Consider the following 18,247-nt stretch of genomic DNA (forward strand, 5'->3'; position numbering starts at 1 on the left):
ACGCCTTGCTAAGTTGCAGCTAACGACCACGACACTCAAGCAAAGCCACCTTAATCACTGAACTCAACCAAACCAAAATCGCCAACTGTTAGCTGTCTGCTTGAGCAATTTGTTAGCTTTTTGCGTGTGATGCAGCCAGCGTTTACCACCAAGGTTTTAAAGAAACGCTCCAAAACCGAAGCCACCGCCTTACCCGATGCAGAAGCATTGAACGTTCAACCAATTTGCGGCCAAAGATAACGACACTTAAAGGCAACTTAAGGCTCTTACTCTGAAGCTGAAAACCAAATGCACCATGCTAATAAATTGGTTCACGCTGCTTCAGCGAAAAAGAAACAGCACGTTCGATGTACCGATTTGGCACTGACGTTCAGGTGTAAAGCTAGAGTGCTGAACCCCTACTTCAATGAGCTTGACCGAGAAAGCTAACGCCTTGCTAAGTTGCAGCTAACTACCACGCTATTCAGCAAAGCCACCATAATCACTGAATTAAACCAAACCAAAAGTGCCGAGCGTTAGCTGTCGACTTGAGCAATTTGTTAGGCGCTGGTCTCAAGTTTCCACGGCGGATTTAACCTATTTTCGCCAGCCCAATACAGTTTGATTTTATTGCCTGACGGGTCAGTTAATGCCGCCTCTTTCCAAAGATAACTTTGCATGGTTGGTTCATGCGTGAATTCGATACCTTCCGACTTAAGATGTGTGACGAGTTCATCCAGTTTTTCATGCTCAAAGTAAACGACACCACGACAATCTAAACCTTGTTTTTCAGTGTCTAGATAGACTGAAAAAGTCGCATCACCGTCAGGAAATGAAAATCTAGCATAGTGCTCGTTACCAACAATTTGAATTAAGCCGAGCTTCATGTAGAACTTGGTCGCTAGTTCTATATCATGAACTGCCAACGTTACTTGATTTAAATTCATCTGCTTTCCTTGCCTGAACCTCTGTTGCGCCTAACGCCTTGCTAAGTTGCAGCTAACGACCACGGCACTCAAGCAAAGCCACGTAATCACTGAACTTAACCAAACCAAAATCGCCGAGCGTTAGCTGTCTGCTTGAGCAATTTGTTAGGTAACGAGCTCAAAGTGAGCACCTCATTTCGATGACATTTCCACAAGCGCCAGACTCAAGAAACCCTTCACGTTTATATAGTCCTACCGCTGGGTTTTCGGGAAATACCCTAAGAACTACTTCAACTGAACGATGCTGTATAGCATGCTTTTTAACTAATGTAAGACAAGTAGTCCCGATACCCATTCCTTGAACACTTTTGACCAACTGAAAGTCTCTAAGGTGAGTAGTCGTTTCTGTGTAACTAAAACGGATAACACCTACTCGTTCAGCGTTCACATGGACTTCAAAATTGTCGAAGTTTTTCCAACTATCAGCAAAAATTTCTGTGTCCCAAGATATGTCGTAACGTTGATAGTACTCTGCCATATTTGCTTTCGTTAGACTCTCAGCGAACTCCCAATCCAACGCTGGTTTGAGAAGAACTTCCATATTTACTCCTAGTTACCTAACGCCCTGCTAAGTGGCGCTGACGATTAACTTACCAAGCGCACTAAACTTCAAGCCAAAACCGCCAAGCTTATGGCGTCCACTTGAGCAGTTTGTTAGCTTTTTCGTGCAATAATGCCTGCGTTGCTCACCAAGGTTTTGAAGTGACGCTCTCTCCTCAAAACCAATAACCAACATGACGTAACAGAGTTGAACTGTCCAAAAACTCATAGCCCGAGTTGACGAAACTCAGAGGCAACTCAAGGTTCTTTCACTGAAGCCAATAACCACATGCACCAAATTCTTGCTTGAATGCAAACACTCCAACACCAAAGAAGAAGCGCACTAAAACGATAAGATTGGCACTGATTAACCGGTGGAAAGCTAGATCGATGAACCCGCACACCAATAAACTAAACCGTGAAAGCTAACGCCCTGCTAAGTGGCGCTAACGATTAACTTTCCAAGCACACTTAACTTCAAGCCAAAACCGCCAAGCTTATGGCGTCCACTTAAGCAGTTTGTTAGCTTTTTCGTGCGATAATGCCTGCGTTGCTCACCAAGATTTTGAAGTAACGCCCTTCCCTCAAAACCAATAATCAACATGACGTAACAGAGTTGAACTGTCCAAAAACTCATAGCCCGAGTTGACGAAACCCAGAGGCAACTCAAGGTTCTTTCACTGAAGCCAACAACCACATGCACCAATTGTTTGCATGAACGCAAACACGACAACACCAAAGAAGAAGCGCGCTCAAACGATGAGGTTGACACTGATTAACTGGTGAAAAGTAAGAGCGATGAACCCGCACACTAATAAACTAAACCGTGAAAGCTAACGCCTTGCTAAGTTGCAGCTAACGAACACTACACTCAAACAAAGCCACGTAATCACTGAACTCAAACAAACCAAAATCGCCAAGCGTTAGCTGTCTGCTTGAGCAATTTGTTAGCTATGCTTTTCCAACGTGCTCCGGAGTTTAGCTATCGTATGCTGACTGTAGACTTTAATACCATTACGCTCCAACAATGCTGTAGCGACCCCTGCTCCATCGATTTTAATCCCGTTAAATGTTCCATCGTGAATTTTTGAACTACCACAAGAGGGGCTGCCTTCTGCGAGTACAGCGTATTTTATTTGGTGCTTTTGACATAGTTCTAAAGCGTTCTCCGCCCCACGTACAAATTGCTTCGTAACATCAATACCATCATTTCCAACAACGTTTGCCAAACCATCAAGTACATCAGTGCCATTTCCTGAGATAATTTCAGCAGGTGCTCTCGGTGTAGGCAGATCTGCCGATACCTCAGGACAAAAGACCACTAGCTCTACGTTTGATTTGAGCCAGTGCAATTCAAACTCTGAAATTGATAAACAACTCGCGTTGTACCTTACTTTATTACCAACCAGGCACGAGCTAACAAGAACTTTTACCACTGGAACTCCTTTACATACGAGACGTAGCTAACGCCTTGTTAAGTAGCAGCTAACTACCACTACACTCAAACAAACCTACCGTAATCACTAAACTAAATCCAAACCAAAATCGCCAACTGTTAGCTGTCTGCTTGAACAATTTGTTATGTGCTTGCCAAATGCGCCTGTGCAACTTTCCAAGCTTTTATCGCAATAAGCATTGATATTGTAAATGCTGTCAATACAGCCCAATGAATACTGTACGCAAACAGCATGAAACCAGCCAAAAATGCAGCCATACTTAATAGCAAACATGTATTATGTATTCCTTTAACCCTCTTATTAATCGGACTATTAAACACATCCATCTCTTGATTGATCATCAACATCGCTACAGAAAATGTAACCGCAACAAATAAGCAGCCTATTGCCCATAACCTCAATGTCGAGTCCCCTGCTTCCATGTCGGGAATAAAGACAATTAGCGCAAGGCTCGTAGACGCAATACCTGCACCAACCCAACGAAAAAACACTTTACGCTGATCTGATATCATCTTTTCCTCATAAGCACATAACGCCTTACTAAGTGGCGCCTGAGATGAACCCGCAAACCCCAATGAACTCCAAGCCAAAACCGCCGAGCGTTTGGCGTCCACTTGAGTAATTTGTTATATCAACGCTAACGATTAACAATCGACGTTAGTTTACGCACAAATTCGCCAAAACAATAAAAGCAAAGTACTGATACCAAAATAAAGCCCAACATTGCGTTTATCGAGAAGTGCCCAATTAAACAAATGAATGCGAGTACTAAACAGCAAAAGCCTCCAATCGTAACTCTCTTGACCCAATATTCGTTCAGGGCTTCATCGCAATGTTCCACTCTTGCGTTAAGTTCTGACATGAAAACATGTGCAAAAGCGAAAGTTGCAAATGTAGGTAAACATATAGCAAAAAACAGTGTCGATAATTGAAGAAATATCGAATCGTCAATAGAAGACGAACCACTAAACAAAGCCAAAAAGTATGCCGCACAAAGACCACTAAGTGCAGAGTACATCCACTTCAACTGGGTATATTTATGATTGCTACTCGTTGTCACCACACGATCTCCAAAATTCAAACAGTTGATATAACGCCTTGCTAAGGTGCGGCTAACTACCACAGAACGTAAGCAAAGCCACCGTAATCCCAAAACTCAACCAAACCAAAAATGCCAAAGGTTAGCCGTCACTCTTAAGCAATTTGTTAGTTTTACTTATATATAGGCCTATACCGCTCCATTAAATCTTGCTTTTTCCTACGTTGTATTTGACCTAGCAATTCATAATTTACCATTGGAACTTTTTCTAGAATATCGACAGCTTGCGGATATTCAGCATAACTTGGTAATGCTGGTTTAATTTTACCACCAAATTTTTTAAGAATCTTTCGGTCGATTTTACCTTCTACAGCGTTAGAAAAGCCGATCAAAAAACAACTAACCTCAACCAGTAAATCATCGGTCATATGCAAACACCTTTCAGTTAAATCAGATAACAATGCCATATTCCCAACCCCTATTAGGCTTTGTATATCTCCAAGCTTGAGCGGCTTGCCATAAAGCTCAGACAAGCTAGGCATAAGTTCCTCGATTTTTGCGTTCCTCTTTTCCCAAACCTTTATCGCAGTATTAAAATTCGAGACAATCGTGGCTATGTAATCTAACGAAGACCACTTATTAAAATCGAGCGAATCACTCTGCACAATAAATGAAAGAGATGGCAAATCAAATTCTACCCTCGTTTCCTTTAGTAACACCGGAGGTACAGCTAACATTCTATCTATGGGCTCATCACTCAAAGACCCAAAGTAATTTGATTTAATACTAATTAGACTAGAACGAAGTTCTAAAGCAGCCAGTAGTGTTCTATTAACCGTTCTGATTTTCTCCAGCTCAATTTTAGTGAACTCTTGCTGGTTCACGGTGTAATATGCCACTCCAGCACCAAGAAAGCCCGAAACTAAGACACTGCCTATAGGAAAAATATAGTCCTTTATGAAACCACTATGAAGACCTTCAATAGCCGTAACTATTAACTCAACGTCACTACTCAATCTTACCTCTCAACTTACATGTAAAACTAACGCCTTGTTAAGTAGCAGCTAACTACCACCACTCTCAAATAAGACAACCGTTGTAGTGGTCAACAAATTCCGGACACTAACTTAAGCCGATTTTCGGCAGTAACTGGCGATAGCCCATCATTTGCTTGATGAGGCCGTTGCCTATTGTAGTAATCCATCAAGTAATAGCTGATATCCTTCTTTGCCTGAGTTTGGGTCAGGTATCCAGTAGCTGGTATCCATTGGTTTTTAAGCTTCTAAATAGCCTCTCCATAGGAGCATTATCCCAGCAGTTACCTCGACGACTCATGCTCTGAGTTATGCGATATCGCCAAAGCCTTTGACGGTATTTAAGGCTACTGTATTGGCTTCCTTGGTCTGAGTGGAACATCACGTTGCTAGGCCGTCCTCGTTGTTCCCAAGCCATATCCAAAGCTTTGCAAGTCAACTCTGCGTTGGGTTTGTCTGATAGCGCCCAACCCACTACTCTGCGACTAAATAAGTCGAGTACAACAGCCAGATAACTCCACTTTGAACCGGATCAGATGTAAGTAATATCGCCACACCAAACGTCATTTGGAGTGGAAACTGAGAACTCACGCTTCAATCGATTGGGGATATCTGGTCGCTCTAGCTTAGCTTGCTTATAGCGATGCGAGCCTGGTTGTTTGCTCATCAGCCCGGCTTCTTGCATAAGCTTGCGTACTTTGAAGCGTCCGACATCGAAGCCTTCAGACTGCAGCATAGAAGCAAGAGTCCGACTTCCGGCAGAGCCACGACTCATGTTAAAGAGCTGCTTAACTCGGCTGACTAACCGAATACGATTGGCATCCGGCTTTCGTTGTTTAAACTCGTAGTAGCAGGAAGAAGCTACATCGAACAGCTCACAAAGAACTTTGACCGGTTCATGCTCCCTCAACTGGTCAATTAGCGAGAACGTTCGAGTTCGTCCGACATTAAGAGAGCTGTGGCCTTTTTTAGTATGGATTTTTCTCTTTCCAAGCGATTAATCCTAGCTTCTAACTCTTGGATCTTCTGCTGTTCTGGCGTTAGAGCTTTAACCGCTGGCGTTTCTCCGCCGCGCTCAATCTTTAGTTGATCTACCCAGCGTCGTAAGGCCGTATCGCCGATATCTAAGGATCGTGCCGCCTCAGATATTGAGTAACCTTGATCAAGAACCAAGCTTGCGGCATCTACTTTGAACTCAGGAGAAAATGTACGTCGTTGTCGTTTTGTCATTGAACACCTCATTTACGGTGGAGACTTTACCACCTAATTTGGTGTCCGGGATCATTAAACCACTACACGTAATCACTAAACCTAACCAGACCAAAATCGCCAAACGTTAGCTGTCTGCTTGAACAAATTGTTAGGTGCGAACTCACAGAGCTGCACCGTCGATATGAACTACAGGCAGGCTACTAAGGTCAATTCCTTTAACACACCTCAGATTCACCGCCCAACCAGTGAAAGGAACCATACCATTTGCAATCTCGCGCTTTGTCGGATAGCTAGGTTTACGAAACGGCATGACACCGCAGTTATTACAAAAGTAGTCAGTAGCGGTTCGGCTACCCCATTTGTATTGCGATAGATTGCTTGGAGAAGAAATTAGTCGGAATGAGTCTGTCGGTACCCGAAAATTCAATGTCCCTCGGACAGAACAAATTGAACAATTACATTCACGAACGTTATCTATCTGCGCCTCAAATTCGAACTGAACAAGACCGCAATGACAAGAGCAAAAATGAGTTTCCAATTGAATATCCTCTAAGCGCCTAACGCCTTGCTAAGGTGCAGCTAACCACCACCAGACCCAAGCAAAGCCACCTTAATCACTAAACCCAACCAAACCGAAAATGCCAAAGGTTAGCTGTCATTCTTAAGCAACTTGTTAGGTATCTAGCCACCTTTAACCCGAAATTAGACCCACTTTCAAGTCTTTCGCTTCATAGATGACGTTACCATTGTGTATTACAACACCGTCAGCAATTCCTAAAGGCATCGGTTTTGTAAACACGCGCTTTATGTGTAGTTTAAACTCGATGCTACCCGCATCTGGATAAATTTGCCCCGAAAACTTCACTCTACCAACACCTAACGCACGCCCTTTACCTTGCAAGCCAGACCAACCCAAATATACCCCAAGCAATTGCCAAAGTGCATCAACGCCTAAACAGCCGGGCATAACTGGATCTCCTTTAAAGTGACATTTGAAAAACCAATGATCAGGCTTAATGAACAACTCAGCGTCTAAAATACCCTTATTAAACTCGCCTCCAGTACTAGAGATGTAGTTAATTTTGTCAATCATGAGCATCAACGAATTAGGTAACTGAGCATTACCTGCACCGAAGAATAATCCATTGGACATTGCCATAACTTCTTCATTTGAAAACTGCATTTGAATCTCCTCATCAATAGAAAATACAGTTTTGCCATTTATTCATCTGATTTATTGTAAAAATCGGACGTCAAGCGAGAAAACAGACCAGTAGGATTAGTTCTGATTCGTTTCCTATAGTCATTCAATAGATGAGATTGGTCGAAATAGCCAAGATCAAGTGCTAATTCTGAATTACTACTATCTTCTCTCCATGCTATTTTGCACGCAAACTGAATTCTAATTATTTGAATGAAAGATTTTGTACTTAACCCTGTATATGACTGGACAATACGATTGAGATGCCTACTACTTAAACCTACTTTATCAGCTAATTCACCAACTGCGATATTGCCACACGTTTTGTAAATCTCTAATAATATTGAATCAAACTTCGATGACTGAGACGGCTTAAGTTTTTGAAGTAACCACTCATCACAGAATTTAATACGTGTATTAAAATCAGGATATTGATAGAGCTGATTGTGAAAATCTAGTTTTTCACCATCGTTAAATACCAGAACAGCATCCATAATTTTTGATGAGATCAAGTTAGATGCAATATCAAAGAAGCATTGCAACCCACCAGGATGGAAACGAATACCAAAATACTGCCCTGGTTTGCTGAGATTGAGGTCAAATGCATTCTCTTGAAAACCGCTAATTAACACACCACAGGAAGAAACATAAAACGCCTCCATACCATCTGGCACGACCGAGTATCGTATTGGTTTTGTTGTTGTAACTTGCAAGTATGAATGTACAACACCACTTAATAATTCTGATGGCTGATGCTGTTCCAAAATCACACCACAGCTTTCGAGAACTTCATAAGTCAGAAAAGGTTGAAACGGCTCATACTTCCCGTCAAAAAAATTCAACATATCTTCCTACCAACATATGTACGCTGCACGTTGATACCTAACGCCTTGCTAAGTTGCAGCTAACGAACACAATACTCAAGCAAAGCCACGTAAACACTGAACTCAACCAAACCAAAATCGCCAAACGTTAGCTGTCTGCTTGAGCAATTTGTTAGCTTTTTTCGTGCGATGAAGCCGACATTTGGCACCAAAGATTTTAAAGAAACGCTCCAAAACCAACGCAGCCGACGTACCCAATGCAGAAGCAATGAACTCTCCACCAACTTGCTGCCAAAGATGGCGATACTTAAAGGCAACTCACGGCTCGTGCACTGAAGCTGACTGCCAAGTGCATCATAATCGAAGTCGATTGACGCCCTTTCCAAGCAAAAGAAACAGCACGTGCAGGTTTGCGATTTGGCACTGACGAGCAGGTGTAAAGCTAAAACGCTGAACCCACACACCACAATACTTAACCGAGAAAGCTAACGCCTTGTTAAGTAGCAGCTAACTGCCACTGCACTCAAGCAAAGCCACCTTAATCACTAAACCCAATTCAAACCAAAATCGCCGACTGTTAGCTGTCTGCTTGAACAATTTGTTATACGATTGTTCACGCTGAGCTTTGACAGATGAAACGAATCAAGTAGCCGTCTGGGTCTTTAACTATGGTTTGCCTAACAACAGTCTCCACATCCCCAGTTTGATAAGTTTCAGTTTGCAACGGTAAGAAGACATCATTTGGAGAAAATGCCATTGAATCAAGCCACTCCGACGTAACTTTGAATGTTAGGTTCATACCAAGGCCAAAAGGAGCGACAAGTTCTCCATTTACCCAAGAATCCGGCTTTAGTTGAGTGATCATTAGTTGGGTACTGTTGAATGATAAGAAAACAAAACCATCTCGTCGAAAAGCCACACTAAAACCCAACTCGGCAGTATAGAATTCTTCGCTTACACCAATATCGGTCACAAGTAGTTCTGGTATTAAATCGTTAAAGTCCATGCTTGCTTCCATTCGTATAACGCCTTGTTAAGTAGCAGCTAACTACCACTACACTCAAACAAAGCCACCGTAATCACTAAAACCAATTCAAACCAAAATCGCCAACGGTTAGCTGTCTGCTTGAACAATTTGTTATGCCTATTGGTCACGATAGACATTTGGTTGCCAGATTTGCATTAATATCTCTGGATTTTCTACTGGTCTAAAACCGAATTGAGCATAGAGCCCGTGAGCATCCCTAGTAGCCAAAACCATCCTACGGAGTCCTTTTACATCAGCGTGTTCGACTATCGTTTGCACTAACAACTTGCTCAGACCTTTCCCTCTATGACAATCTTCAATAAACACATCCGCAAGGTAAGCGAATGTAGCTCTATCTGTTATGAGTCGAGCAAAGCCCACTTGATCGCCAGTGTCAGTAAAAACACCAAAACAAAAAGAGTTTGATATGGCCTTTTTCAAAGTGTCTCTTGGAATCTCAGAAGCCCAATAACTACGTGAAATAAATCTATAGATAAACTCAAAGTCGAGGTCTTCATTGTTTGTGCTTACTTTGTATCCTTGCATTGCTCTCTATCCCTGAGGCATAACGCCTGCATAACACGTTTACTACCATGCGATTATACTTGAAATTGACGCCCTAAAACGAGAAACACCCGACAACCTGAGATGCCGAGTGTAGTAAATCGTGTTGATGCAATTGTTAGGCATTTTGCTCATTTGGTTCAGGCCATTTAGTCGCCTCTACTTCAAAAGTATAAGGGTCAAAAGCCAAATATTCATTACGCTCAAAGGGCATAAGCGCGCGACCAGAAAAAGCCACCTGACCAGAGTCTTTACTTGGCCAATAAATGTTATATGGAAGAACATTCATGTGAGAATACACTTTGTATATTTGAGGGGCTCCACCAATATAAGGTTTACCTTCGTCACAAATAAACTCCCTTAAAACCTCAAAAGGTTCCATTTGCATACCAATCTCTTCCACTCGACTTCTTTCGCGTAATAGTGCATATGCTCGCTCATTTGCTAAATTAGCGTCATCGCCAATAAACGCAAAGTACTTATTTCCCCCTCCTTTTTTTCGGTGATTCGAGGCACTTCTGAACCGAAACTCATTATTTTTGTTATCAAAATACACAGTCCAAATGCGGAAGTCTTGAACTTTCCAAGAATAACCGGCGAGAATAAACTTAACTGCTGCCGGATCAGGGCGAGACTGCCCAAAAGGTAAATTTGATATATTACGCCACATGCTATTGAATATGTTCAATAAATGACCTCTCAGAATTGTTAGGTCATAACCTCTTGAACGCATTTTAGGGTGCATCTGTACAGCATTTTGCAGCTGTAACATTAATGGGTAAGCATTGTCAGTATTCCCAGCGAACGCTATGATCGCATCACCACGCCCCAAATCTAATACCTTAGCGCCAATATCCCACTCCCGCCCACCGCTTAGCCTTGAATCACTAGACACATATAACTCTTTTGTTTGGTTATTATGTCTAACCCATGCTGCCACTAACGTCATTAAATTCTCCGAACTATTTATGATGCCTAACGCCTTGCTAAGTTGCAGCTAACGAGCACAACACTCAAGCAAAGCCACGTAATCACTGAACTCAACCAAACCAAAATCGCCGAGCGTTAGCTGTCTGCTTGAGCAATTTGTTAGCTTTTTTCGTGTGATGCAGCCAGCGTTTGCCACCAAGGTTCTACAGAAACGCTCCAACCCCAACACCGACGATGAACCTAATGCAGAAGCATTGAACTTTCCACCAACTTACTGCCAAGATGGCGACACTTAAAGGCAACTCAAGGCTCTTGCGCTGAAGCTGACAACCAAGTGCACCATACTCAAAGTTGATTGACTAAGTTTCAAAACAAGAGAAGCAGCGTTCTCGATGTACCGATTTGGCACTGATGTTCAGGTGTAAAGCTAGAACGCGAAACCCCTACTCCAATGAACTTAACCGAGAAAGCTAACGCATTGTTAAGTAGCAGCTAACTACCACTGCACCCAAACAAGGCCACCGTAATCACTAAATTCAGCCAAACCAAAATCGCCAAACGTTAGCTGTCTGCTTGAACAATTTGTTATGGCTTCAAGCCTCCGTCACTAAAGCATTTAACTACAGACAGAACAAGCCAGTATACTGCCGATTGTGCCACAAATGTTGGGATAAACCATGTCAACCAAATAAAAATCGCATAGAAATAATCAAAACTGCATTCACTAGTATCGATTTCTTTGCAAAAGACTTCCATTGTATTATGTTCAATGGCAATAGATAAAACCATACTGGCAATAATGATCGAAACAATGACTGAAAATATTAATAACTTTTTCATTGTGCACAACCCTTTAATTTCCAAGGTTGAGTTAAATAAACCTTTGAAACTCTTGCACCATAGTCAGTTACTTTCTCGGCCCCAATAAAGTTATATATTGAGGCTATTTTTTCTATTGTCGGATTATTAATACGCTCTTGTATACGCTTTAGAATTATTACACCAAACTCAATATTATAGTGGGGGCAGTTGAGACTATTTTTTGTAACTCCCAATTCTCGCCAATATTTATAATGGATATTCATTGGCAATATACTTTTTCTTAAAGGAAAGACTTCTTCTAAAAAATCAGGATAAAGCCTCTCATAATAGCCATGAGTAGTTTCCATGTACATAATTGCCATAGTCAATCGAGGATCAACACCATGTTTTTTTGATATTTGAATTATTGAGCCACACCATCGTCCAACTTCGCTTTGAGAGTCAGCTTCAAACCAAGGTGCCGACCCATTAGCATTTTCATTAGATGTAATTTCAAAAATTGCAGGAGTATTCTGTACAATACTTTCTTTACGATCATCACGCATATTTAAGATGGGAGTATTCATCGCTCATTCTCTCCTTATAACAGTAAAAGACAGAATCATACCAATATGGGTGCATATCAAATAACTGTATGGATAGATATGCGAGTTAAATCACTTCTGAGCCATAACGCCTGCTTAAGTGGTGAGTGACGCACCACCAAACTTAAATCGACCACCGTAAACATATAAGCTGACAGTTACACCAAAATTGCCTAGCGTTACGAATCCACTTGAAGCATTTGTTATATGCCTTACGACTTACTACATTGAAACCGCTTCTATCTTGTTACCATCAAGGTCTCGGACGAAAGCAGCGTAGTAGCTTTCTCCATACTCCGGACGTAAACCGGGCTTCCCTTCGCATATTGCACCTAACTTAACGGCTATTGCGTAAAAGTTATCAACTGCCTCTTGATTGCAAGCATTAAAGGCTATGTGAGTTCCATTACCATTTGACGCATAACCTTCCGACGGTAGACCAACCCAAAACTCGAAGTTGGTACCGTAAGCTGCCGCGACACCTTCAATTAGGTGCGTTCGATTAATAGATAGAGTTTCAAACACAGCGTCGTAGAAATTCACTGCTGATTCGATATTTCTAACTCCAACGGAGACATGATTTAAAATCATTGAAATTCCTTTTATTCATCAAAACTCAAGAGGCATATAACGCCCAATTAAGTTGTGAGCAACGCTGCCATCACACTCAAACACTGCACCGTAATCACCAAACTAATTGAAACCGAAAGCGCCGAGCGTTGCGAATCAGCTTGAATTGTTTGTTATGTTTTTGGTTTAGCCATTTCTTCAACAAGCTCCATGACCAGTTCTGGAAAAGTGTTCTCTACTAGTTGCTGAGCTTTATAAATTGCAGGCCAAAGTATATCCCCTTTGCCACCTTGGACTAAAGATACCCAATAAGTAGGAAAATACCTGACAAGCATACTCATATAGAAAGAAGAGATGTACAACAGACAAATTTCAGATAACTGCCCAACACCATTCACTGGAGGTGATATTGCAAGCCTCGGGATAGAGCCAAATTGTTTGCTTAAAGACGAATGCGTAAATAAGGCAGTTTTATTTGAGAACACTTCAGCTGTTGCCTTAATATTTTTGTCAGTAACTACTTCATATCCTAGATTTTCAAACTGTTCACGAACGCATTCAGTAATAGGGCTAACGGTCGCATTTAGGCCAGACTCAGCGTTATAAGTCATTTCATTTACAATAACTGACATTGAAGCATGCCCAGCAATTTTTAGTTCATGCGTTAAGTCTGGTAATCTAGTGAGTACATCACCAAAGCTCATTGATAAGTTGCTTTCAGGTTTATCATAATTCAAAGTCCAATCGACCCCTGACGAGTTCACGTGAACACATGACATATTGTTCGTACCTTCCAAAAGGTCCACAAATAAGCCCTTGCATAGGTGAACTTTTAAATCTAAAAGACCTTCAAGTCCTTTATGTAACTCACCGGAGAAGTTTTTCCTCCAATCTTCTGCAGTTAAACCATGCCCCGCAGTAAGAGTTTCTTCACCACCTTTTGACTTTAAAAGTAAGATCAATGCTCGGCTTAAGCTGGCAACCCCGTAGAATGTGAGCAAAGGACGAACAGAGTAGTTAGATGAAAAAGCATTACGAAAATATTCTCTTGCTTGCTTAGCTGCATTGTTTATTGCAATAGTTCTATTAGCAGAAAGCTTCCTATTATGAATCTGCGTATAAAGCCTATCTACTGCATCTCGGCTCTCTAACACAAGTAGCTCTTGCCAGACTTTACTATCCAATATGACCACCTCAAATTTAAATAAAAAAACATAACGCCTTGTTAAGTAGCAGCTAACTACCGCTGCTCTCAAACAAAACCACCGTAATCACTTATCTCAACCAAACCAAAACCGCCAACTGTTAGCTGTCTGCTTGAACAATTTGTTAGCACTTTTCAGCCAAAGACGTTTGTAAAAAGTCATCGCTGACTTCGAGTTTATATACGGTATTTGATTTAACTAAACACTCTCGCATTTCCTTACGTGAGATCTCGAAGAGTTCATCTGTGAATTGATGGTCTTTTTCCCATTGCTCACGACTTGGCCATTGGGCATAACCTACCATTACATTTGGCTTGTCTGAACGATGAAGACGAGAGCCAAAGCTGCCACAGTGCTGGTAGATTGACTTTGTAACTTCAAGCCATGCTTCGCGAAACCTTGATTCCGTTCCATCACGAATTTCAAACTCATAGACTGCGATAAACATCCGGTTTCTCCTCTGAGTGCTAACGCCCTGCTAAGTGGCGCTGACGACCAACTAACCAAGCGCACTAAACTTCAAACCAAAACCGCCAAGCTTATGGCGTCCACTTGAGCAGTTTGTTAGCTTTTTCGTGCGATAATGCCTGTGTTGCTTACCAAGGTTTTGAAGTAACGCTTTCCCCTCAATACCAATGAGCAACATGACGCAACAGAGTTAAACTGTCCAAAAACTCATAGCCCTAGTTGACGAAACTCAGAGGCAACTCAAGGTTCTTTCACTGAAGCCAACAACCACATGTGCCAAATTCTTGCTTGAACGCAAACACTCAAACACCAAAGAAGAAGCGCGATAAAACGATGGGATTGGCACTGATTAACCGATGAAAAGCTAGTGCGATGAACCCACATACCAATAAACTAAACCGTGAAAGCTAACGCCTTGCTAAGTTGCAGCTAACGAACACAACACTCAAGCAAAGCCCCGTAATCACTAAACTCAACCAAACCAAAATCGCCAAGCGTTAGCTGTCTGCTTGAGCAATTTGTTAGCTTTTTTCGTGCGATGCAGCCAACGTTTGCCACCAAGGTTTTAAAGAAACGCTCCAAAACCAACGCCACCGATGTACCAAATGCAGAAGCATTGAACTTTCCCCCAACTTGCTGCCAAAGATGGCGACACTTAAAGGCAACTCACGGCTCTTGCACTCAAGCTGACAGCCAAGAATGCCATGCCCAACAGTTAATTTATGGTTGTTCAAAGCAAAAGAAACAGCGTGCTCGATTTAACGATTTGGCAATGACGAGCAGGTGTAAAGCTGGAACGCTGAACCCCTACTCCAATGAACTTAACCGAGAAAGCTAACGCCTTGTTAAGTGGCAGCTAACTACCACTGCACTCAAACAAAGCCACCATAACAACTAAACTCAACCACACCAAAATCGCCAACTGTTAGCTGTCTGCTTGAACAATTTGTTATGTTTCTTTGCTTTTGTGTGCGAGTTTATAAGCATGTTGCTCCCACTCTCTGCCGTCAAACTCCGATACCGAAACCTTTGAAACTGGAGTGTCTATACAGTTGATATTAACGTCCACTCCATCGGGGTTTGATCGCGGAATGTAGAAAGGTTTGCAGCCACATATGGTGCAAAAAAAGTGCTTTGCGACATTCGTATTAAACGTGTAAGTGCTTAAACTGTCCCGCCCCTTTAACAAAGAAAACTTCGAGTTAGGTACAATCAAATGAAGAAAGCCAGACTTTTTACAAATTGAGCAATTGCATAAGTCAGCCTCGATAATTTCAGGAGCTTCAACTGAGAACTGAACCTCTCCACAATGACAACTTCCTCGATATTCCATCATTTCCTCTTTGAAACATAACGCCTTGCTAAGTTGCAGCTAACGAACACAGCACCCAAGCAAAGCCACGTAATCACTGAACTCAACCAAACCAAAATCGCCGAGCGTTAGCTGTCTGCTTGAGCAATTTGTTAGCTTTTTTCGTGCGATGCTGCCAACGTTTGGCACCAAGATTTCAAAGAAACGCTCCAAAGCCGACACCACCGATGTACCAAATGCAGAAGCATTGAACTTTCCACCAACTTGCTGCCAAAGATGGCGATACTTAAAGGCAACTCAAGGCTCTTGCACTCAAGCTGACAGCCAAGAATGCCATGCCCAACAGTTAATTGATGGTTGTTCAAAGCAAAAGGAACAGCGCGCTCGATTTAACGATTTGGCACTGATGAGCAGGTGTAAAGCTAGAACGCTAAACTCCTACTCCAATGAACTGAACCGAGAAAGCTAACGCCCTGCTAAGTGGCGCTGACGACCAACTAACCAAGCGCACTAAACTTCAAACCAAAACCGCCAAGCTTATGGCGTCCACTTGAGCAGTTTGTTAGCTTTTTCGTGCGATAATGCCTGCGTTGCTCACCAAGGTTTTGAAGTAACGCTCTCCCCTCAAAACCAATGACCAACATGACGTAATTGAGTTGAACTGTCCAAAAATTCATAGCCCGAGTTGACGAAACTCAGAGGCAACTCAAGGTTCTTTCACTGAAGCCAACAACCACGTGCGCCAATTTTTTCTTGAACACAAACATTACAACACTAAAGAAGAAGAACACTAAAATGCTGAGATTGGTACTGATTAACCGGTGAAAAGCTAGAGCGATGAACCCGTACACCAATAAACTAAACCGTGAAAGCTAACATATATTAGGCCGCACCACGCGCCTATAACTCCCCCCACGCTACCGCCCCTGCTTCAGAACAGTAAAATACCAATTTAACATGAACATCCAATGCAATCAGTTCCTTACGTCACCTCTTAATGTGACATCACTCACGATAAGCAACATTATGCTTATATAACTTCCTGCATACCCTAAAATCAAAGATACTGTTTATTTATACATATTTTATTTACTATGAAATCACTTTATCTCTTACACATCTCTGAATACATGTACACCAGGCAGTACGCAAAGCGAACGATTGAAGCGTACTTATATTGGATTAAGCGATTCATCATTTTTCATGGTATGAAGCACCCTAGAGACATGGGCTCTGAGGAAGTCGAGGCTTACCTTACTTTTCTAGCGACAAAATTACACCTAGCCCCAAAGACACAGAAACTCGCACTAAATGCTCTGCACTTCTTGTATAAAGAAATACAAAAAACACCCTTAGACAAGGAACTGAAGTTTAAGCGTTCAGTCCAGGAGACCAAGCTGCCGGTAGTTTTAACTAAACAAGAAGTATCTCAATTAATTAAATGCACAAATCCTAATTTATTACTACCGATGCAACTTATGTATGGTTCCGGGTTGCGTGTAATGGAATGCGTGAGGCTAAGAGTCAACGATGTTGATTTTGATTATGGCGCTTTGCGTGTATGGCAAGGAAAAGGGGCTAAGAACAGAGTGGTCACCCTTGCCAATGAACTGCGTGGTTCGCTGGAGGAGCAAATTAATAGGGCGAGAAACTATTATCAAATGGACTATCGAACACAGGGGTACGCCGGTGTCTATCTACCGCATGCTTTAACGAGAAAATATCCAAATGCACATCTTGATTTCGGTTGGCACTATTTATTTCCTTCGGCCAAGTTAAGTGAGGATCCAAGGAGCAACTTGCTTCGAAGGCAGCATGTACACCCTTCGACTTTGCAAAGAGCTGTCAGAGCAGCGGCTAAAAAGGCGAACTTAAGTAAAACCGTCACATGTCATACGCTGCGTCATTCTTTCGCGACACACTTACTGGAAAGCGGAGCCGATATTCGCACTGTTCAAGAGCAGCTCGGCCATAACGACGTGAAGACCACACAAATATACACTCATGTGCTAAACAGAGGGGCAAGCGGGGTTACCAGTCCACTATCTAGTATTCTATAGATACACAAAAAAGGAGAGCTTACGCTCTCCTTTTACATAGACCTAAACTGCTAATTAAAGAGCAGCTTTCGCTTTTTCAACTAGAACTGCAAATGCAGCTTTGTCGAATACCGCGATGTCAGCAAGGATCTTACGGTCGATCTCGATAGATGCTTTCTTAAGACCGTTGATGAAACGGCTGTAAGATAGACCATTTTGACGAGATGCCGCGTTGATACGTGCAATCCACAGTTGACGGAATTGACGTTTCTTGTTGCGACGGTCACGGTAAGCGTATTGACCAGCTTTAGTAACTGCTTGGAAAGCTACGCGGTAAACACGTGAACGTGCACCGTAGTAACCTTTAGCTTGTTTTAGAACTTTCTTATGACGTGCACGAGCTTGTACACCACGTTTTACGCGAGGCATTATGTCTCTCCTAAACTAAACGATT

19 protein-coding genes and 1 pseudogene are annotated in these 18,247 nt (G+C 42.1%); 1 reads left to right on the forward strand and 19 read right to left on the reverse strand.

The annotated features are described in order from the left end of the window. Positions 1 to 539: 539 nt before the first annotated feature. The 18 genes and pseudogenes from PG915_RS09510 to PG915_RS09595 all read right to left on the reverse strand — a co-directional run bounded on the left by PG915_RS09510 (position 540) and on the right by PG915_RS09595 (position 15,778). Positions 540 to 926, reverse strand: coding sequence for a VOC family protein (locus PG915_RS09510; protein WP_353496311.1), 387 nt, complete (start codon positions 924 to 926; stop codon positions 540 to 542). Positions 927 to 1,083: 157 nt separating this feature from the next. Beyond that, on the reverse strand, positions 1,084 to 1,506 hold the full coding sequence (locus PG915_RS09515; RefSeq protein WP_353496312.1) for a GNAT family N-acetyltransferase: 423 nt from the start codon (positions 1,504 to 1,506) through the stop codon (positions 1,084 to 1,086). 946 nt (positions 1,507 to 2,452) lie between these two features. Further along, a complete protein-coding gene (locus PG915_RS09520; protein WP_353496313.1) occupies positions 2,453 to 2,941 on the reverse strand; it encodes a DUF523 domain-containing protein in 489 nt (162 codons plus the stop codon). A gap of 143 nt (positions 2,942 to 3,084) precedes the next feature. Continuing rightward, positions 3,085 to 3,576: a hypothetical protein gene (locus tag PG915_RS09525; protein ID WP_353496314.1), complete on the reverse strand. Its 492-nt coding sequence runs from the start codon at positions 3,574 to 3,576 to the stop codon at positions 3,085 to 3,087. A gap of 598 nt (positions 3,577 to 4,174) precedes the next feature. Further along, positions 4,175 to 5,017 carry a hypothetical protein gene (locus PG915_RS09530; protein WP_353496315.1) on the reverse strand — a complete coding sequence of 281 codons (843 nt, stop codon included), beginning with the start codon at positions 5,015 to 5,017 and terminating at the stop codon, positions 4,175 to 4,177. Between the two features lie 89 nt (positions 5,018 to 5,106). Then, positions 5,107 to 6,265: pseudogene (locus PG915_RS09535) on the reverse strand (IS3 family transposase). A gap of 142 nt (positions 6,266 to 6,407) precedes the next feature. Further along, entirely contained in the window at positions 6,408 to 6,785 is a 378-nt protein-coding gene (locus PG915_RS09540; protein ID WP_353496316.1) for a GFA family protein, read from the reverse strand. A 153-nt stretch (positions 6,786 to 6,938) separates the two neighbouring features. Then, positions 6,939 to 7,430 (reverse strand): bifunctional 3-hydroxydecanoyl-ACP dehydratase/trans-2-decenoyl-ACP isomerase, encoded by a 492-nt coding sequence (gene fabA / locus PG915_RS09545; RefSeq protein WP_353496317.1) that lies wholly within the window; start codon positions 7,428 to 7,430, stop codon positions 6,939 to 6,941. A 38-nt stretch (positions 7,431 to 7,468) separates the two neighbouring features. Next, the gene (locus tag PG915_RS09550; RefSeq protein WP_353496318.1) at positions 7,469 to 8,293 is read right to left on the reverse strand and encodes a helix-turn-helix domain-containing protein; all 825 of its coding nucleotides are present in this window, start codon (positions 8,291 to 8,293) and stop codon (positions 7,469 to 7,471) included. Between the two features lie 592 nt (positions 8,294 to 8,885). Continuing rightward, positions 8,886 to 9,278, reverse strand: coding sequence for a hypothetical protein (locus PG915_RS09555; RefSeq protein ID WP_353496319.1), 393 nt, complete (start codon positions 9,276 to 9,278; stop codon positions 8,886 to 8,888). A gap of 138 nt (positions 9,279 to 9,416) precedes the next feature. Continuing rightward, positions 9,417 to 9,845, reverse strand: a complete 429-nt coding sequence (locus tag PG915_RS09560) for a GNAT family N-acetyltransferase (protein ID WP_353496320.1) — start codon at positions 9,843 to 9,845, stop codon at positions 9,417 to 9,419. 136 nt (positions 9,846 to 9,981) lie between these two features. Beyond that, complete coding sequence (locus tag PG915_RS09565; protein WP_353496321.1) at positions 9,982 to 10,812, reverse strand: hypothetical protein; 831 nt, start codon at positions 10,810 to 10,812, stop codon at positions 9,982 to 9,984. Between the two features lie 566 nt (positions 10,813 to 11,378). Continuing rightward, the gene (locus tag PG915_RS09570) at positions 11,379 to 11,633 is read right to left on the reverse strand and encodes a hypothetical protein (RefSeq protein WP_353496322.1); all 255 of its coding nucleotides are present in this window, start codon (positions 11,631 to 11,633) and stop codon (positions 11,379 to 11,381) included. Then, positions 11,630 to 12,181 (reverse strand): hypothetical protein, encoded by a 552-nt coding sequence (locus PG915_RS09575; protein ID WP_353496323.1) that lies wholly within the window; start codon positions 12,179 to 12,181, stop codon positions 11,630 to 11,632. Before PG915_RS09575 ends, PG915_RS09570 begins: the two co-directional genes overlap by 4 nt. A 240-nt stretch (positions 12,182 to 12,421) precedes the next feature. Continuing rightward, positions 12,422 to 12,790 (reverse strand): VOC family protein, encoded by a 369-nt coding sequence (locus tag PG915_RS09580; protein WP_353496324.1) that lies wholly within the window; start codon positions 12,788 to 12,790, stop codon positions 12,422 to 12,424. Positions 12,791 to 12,942: 152 nt separating this feature from the next. Then, the gene (locus tag PG915_RS09585) at positions 12,943 to 13,953 is read right to left on the reverse strand and encodes a YaaC family protein (protein ID WP_353496325.1); all 1,011 of its coding nucleotides are present in this window, start codon (positions 13,951 to 13,953) and stop codon (positions 12,943 to 12,945) included. 145 nt (positions 13,954 to 14,098) lie between these two features. Next, on the reverse strand, positions 14,099 to 14,422 hold the full coding sequence (locus PG915_RS09590) for an antibiotic biosynthesis monooxygenase family protein (protein ID WP_353496326.1): 324 nt from the start codon (positions 14,420 to 14,422) through the stop codon (positions 14,099 to 14,101). A 969-nt stretch (positions 14,423 to 15,391) separates the two neighbouring features. Further along, positions 15,392 to 15,778 (reverse strand): GFA family protein, encoded by a 387-nt coding sequence (locus PG915_RS09595; RefSeq protein WP_353496327.1) that lies wholly within the window; start codon positions 15,776 to 15,778, stop codon positions 15,392 to 15,394. Between the two features lie 1,070 nt (positions 15,779 to 16,848). Between PG915_RS09595 and PG915_RS09600 the strand changes: the two genes are divergently transcribed. After that, a complete protein-coding gene (locus PG915_RS09600) occupies positions 16,849 to 17,814 on the forward strand; it encodes an integron integrase (protein WP_353496328.1) in 966 nt (321 codons plus the stop codon). A 54-nt stretch (positions 17,815 to 17,868) separates the two neighbouring features. Here PG915_RS09600 and rplT read toward each other — a convergent pair whose 3' ends face one another. Next, a complete protein-coding gene (gene rplT, locus PG915_RS09605) occupies positions 17,869 to 18,222 on the reverse strand; it encodes a 50S ribosomal protein L20 (protein ID WP_004401084.1) in 354 nt (117 codons plus the stop codon). Positions 18,223 to 18,247 lie beyond the last annotated feature (25 nt).

Origin of the sequence: Vibrio sp. CB1-14 (assembly GCF_040412085.2) — a bacterium.
GTDB lineage: Bacteria > Pseudomonadota > Gammaproteobacteria > Enterobacterales > Vibrionaceae > Vibrio > Vibrio chaetopteri.

Bases quoted from the DNA above. Each gene is read 5' to 3' on its own strand.
- PG915_RS09510 (WP_353496311.1), bottom strand. From the start codon at position 926: ATGAATTTAAATCAAGTAACGTTGGCAGTTCATGATATAGAACTAGCG.
- PG915_RS09515 (WP_353496312.1), bottom strand. From the start codon at position 1,506: ATGGAAGTTCTTCTCAAACCAGCGTTGGATTGGGAGTTCGCTGAGAGT.
- fabA (WP_353496317.1), bottom strand. From the start codon at position 7,430: ATGCAGTTTTCAAATGAAGAAGTTATGGCAATGTCCAATGGATTATTC.
- PG915_RS09550 (WP_353496318.1), bottom strand. From the start codon at position 8,293: ATGTTGAATTTTTTTGACGGGAAGTATGAGCCGTTTCAACCTTTTCTG.
- PG915_RS09555 (WP_353496319.1), bottom strand. From the start codon at position 9,278: ATGGACTTTAACGATTTAATACCAGAACTACTTGTGACCGATATTGGT.
- PG915_RS09560 (WP_353496320.1), bottom strand. From the start codon at position 9,845: ATGCAAGGATACAAAGTAAGCACAAACAATGAAGACCTCGACTTTGAG.
- PG915_RS09565 (WP_353496321.1), bottom strand. From the start codon at position 10,812: ATGACGTTAGTGGCAGCATGGGTTAGACATAATAACCAAACAAAAGAG.
- PG915_RS09570 (WP_353496322.1), bottom strand. From the start codon at position 11,633: ATGAAAAAGTTATTAATATTTTCAGTCATTGTTTCGATCATTATTGCC.
- PG915_RS09575 (WP_353496323.1), bottom strand. From the start codon at position 12,181: ATGAATACTCCCATCTTAAATATGCGTGATGATCGTAAAGAAAGTATT.
- PG915_RS09580 (WP_353496324.1), bottom strand. From the start codon at position 12,790: ATGATTTTAAATCATGTCTCCGTTGGAGTTAGAAATATCGAATCAGCA.
- PG915_RS09590 (WP_353496326.1), bottom strand. From the start codon at position 14,422: ATGTTTATCGCAGTCTATGAGTTTGAAATTCGTGATGGAACGGAATCA.
- PG915_RS09595 (WP_353496327.1), bottom strand. From the start codon at position 15,778: ATGATGGAATATCGAGGAAGTTGTCATTGTGGAGAGGTTCAGTTCTCA.
- PG915_RS09600 (WP_353496328.1), top strand. From the start codon at position 16,849: ATGAAATCACTTTATCTCTTACACATCTCTGAATACATGTACACCAGG.
- rplT (WP_004401084.1), bottom strand. From the start codon at position 18,222: ATGCCTCGCGTAAAACGTGGTGTACAAGCTCGTGCACGTCATAAGAAA.